Annotated in this window: 3 protein-coding genes; 2 read left to right on the forward strand and 1 reads right to left on the reverse strand. The window is 72.6% G+C overall.

Annotation, left to right across the window (positions count from 1 at the left end; all coding sequences use genetic code 11):
* Positions 1 to 367: alpha/beta fold hydrolase (locus AC0CYZ_RS08620; RefSeq protein ID WP_472214281.1), on the forward strand; the 367-nt coding region annotated here is incomplete at its 5' end.
* A gap of 54 nt (positions 368 to 421) precedes the next feature.
* Here the strand turns inward: AC0CYZ_RS08620 and AC0CYZ_RS08625 are convergent.
* The gene (locus AC0CYZ_RS08625) at positions 422 to 1,135 is read right to left on the reverse strand and encodes an alpha/beta fold hydrolase (protein WP_472214283.1); all 714 of its coding nucleotides are present in this window, start codon (positions 1,133 to 1,135) and stop codon (positions 422 to 424) included.
* A gap of 141 nt (positions 1,136 to 1,276) precedes the next feature.
* Between AC0CYZ_RS08625 and AC0CYZ_RS08630 the strand changes: the two genes are divergently transcribed.
* The gene (locus AC0CYZ_RS08630; RefSeq protein WP_472214285.1) at positions 1,277 to 1,624 is read left to right on the forward strand and encodes a UBP-type zinc finger domain-containing protein; all 348 of its coding nucleotides are present in this window, start codon (positions 1,277 to 1,279) and stop codon (positions 1,622 to 1,624) included.
* Positions 1,625 to 1,720 lie beyond the last annotated feature (96 nt).

The following is a 1,720-nucleotide window of genomic DNA, read 5'->3' on the forward strand; positions in this document are numbered from 1 at the left end:
GTCGCAGTTCTGGATCGACCTCGCCGAGTCCTTCTTCGGCGCCAACCGGGAGGGCAGCTCCGTCTCCGAGGGCGCCAAGCGCGACTTCTGGCGCCAGGGGATGAACGTCAACCTCGCGGCCGCCTACGACTGCATCAAGGCTTTCTCGGAGACCGACTTCACCGAGGACCTCAAGGCGCTCCAGGTGCCGATCATGGTGGCCCAGGGCGACGACGACCAGATCGTGCCGATCGGTGACGCCGCGTACAAGACGATCGAGCTCGTCCGGGACGGCACGCTCAAGGTCTACCCGGGGTCGCCGCACGGCATCTACGGCGACTACCAGGCCCAGCTCGACCAGGACATCCTCGACTTCATCAAGCAGTAGGCCCTCCGCCCTCGGCGTCCGCGGGAGGACTCCCGCGGGCGCCGGGGCGCGTGGTCAGTGCTCGGTGGCCCGGATCGCCTCCCGCACGACGTCGGCGGCCTCCTTCGGGTGGGACAGCATCACCAGGTGGGACGAGTCGATCTCGGTGACGGTGCTCCCGGCGCGCTCGTAGCCGAAGCGCTCGACGTCGGGGTTGATCGTCCGGTCCGAGGTCGACACGACGCCCCAGGACGGCTTCGACCGCCACGCCGCTGCCGAGGCGGGTTCCCCGAAGGCGGCCGCGGCCAGGGGGCGCTGCGCGACCGCGAGCACCCGGGTGATCTCGGGGTCGACGTCGGCGGCGAAGACGTCGTGGACCTTCGCCGGATCGACGGAGACGTCCACCCCGGTGCCGCCGTCGGGCAGCGGGAACTCGGTCTGCACCAGCGCGGTGGCGAGCGAGGAGTCGGGGAACCGGCCCTGCAGCTCGCCGAGGCTCTCGCCCTCCTCGAGGGCGTAGCCGGCGAGGTAGACCAGGGCGCGGACGTTGTCCTCCGTTCCGGCCACCGTGATCACGGCGCAGCCGTAGGAGTGCCCGACCAGCACCACGTCGCCCGGGATCTGGCGCACGACGGAGGCGATGTAGGCGGCGTCGCCGTTGAGCGAGCGGTTGGGAACGGCGGGGGCGACGACGGGGATGCCGGAGTCGAGGAGCTCCGGGATCAGGGCGCGGAAGCTCGAGGCGTCGGCGAAGGCGCCGTGGACGAGGACGACGGTGGGTACGGTCATCGGGGTCTCCCGGGAGGGCGTCGGTGACTGGGACGCCACCAGCCTGGATCGCCGCCCCCGGGCGAGGCATCGGTCGGGCGACCGTTCTCCGGTCACTCGACCGATACCGCGGGCCGCCCGTGGGGGTGCAGGATCGTCGCCGTGACCGAGCCCCTCGAGATCGATCCCGCCGCCGCACCATCGGGTGCCGGCTGCCTGGAGTGCGACCGCGACGGCGGGTGGTGGTTCCACCTGCGCCGCTGCGCGGCCTGCGGCCACGTCGGCTGCTGCGACTCGTCGCCCTCCCAGCACGCCACCGCCCACGCCCGCGCCGCGGGTCACCCCGTCCTCGCCAGTTACGAGCCCGGGGAGTACTGGTTCTACGACGACCGCACCGGCGCGGTCGGCGAGGGACCCGAGCTCGCCGAGCCCCGCCACCACCCGGCCGCGCAGTCGACCCCCGGGCCCGCCGAGCGCGTGCCCGCCGACTGGCAGCGCCACCTCAACTGAGCAGGAGACACCCGTGACCGAGCCCGACGACCTGTCCGGCGACGAGCCCGACGGCGACGACGACACCGTCTTCGAGCAGCTCGACGAGGAGGACAC

The organism is Actinomycetospora sp., from assembly GCF_055612215.1.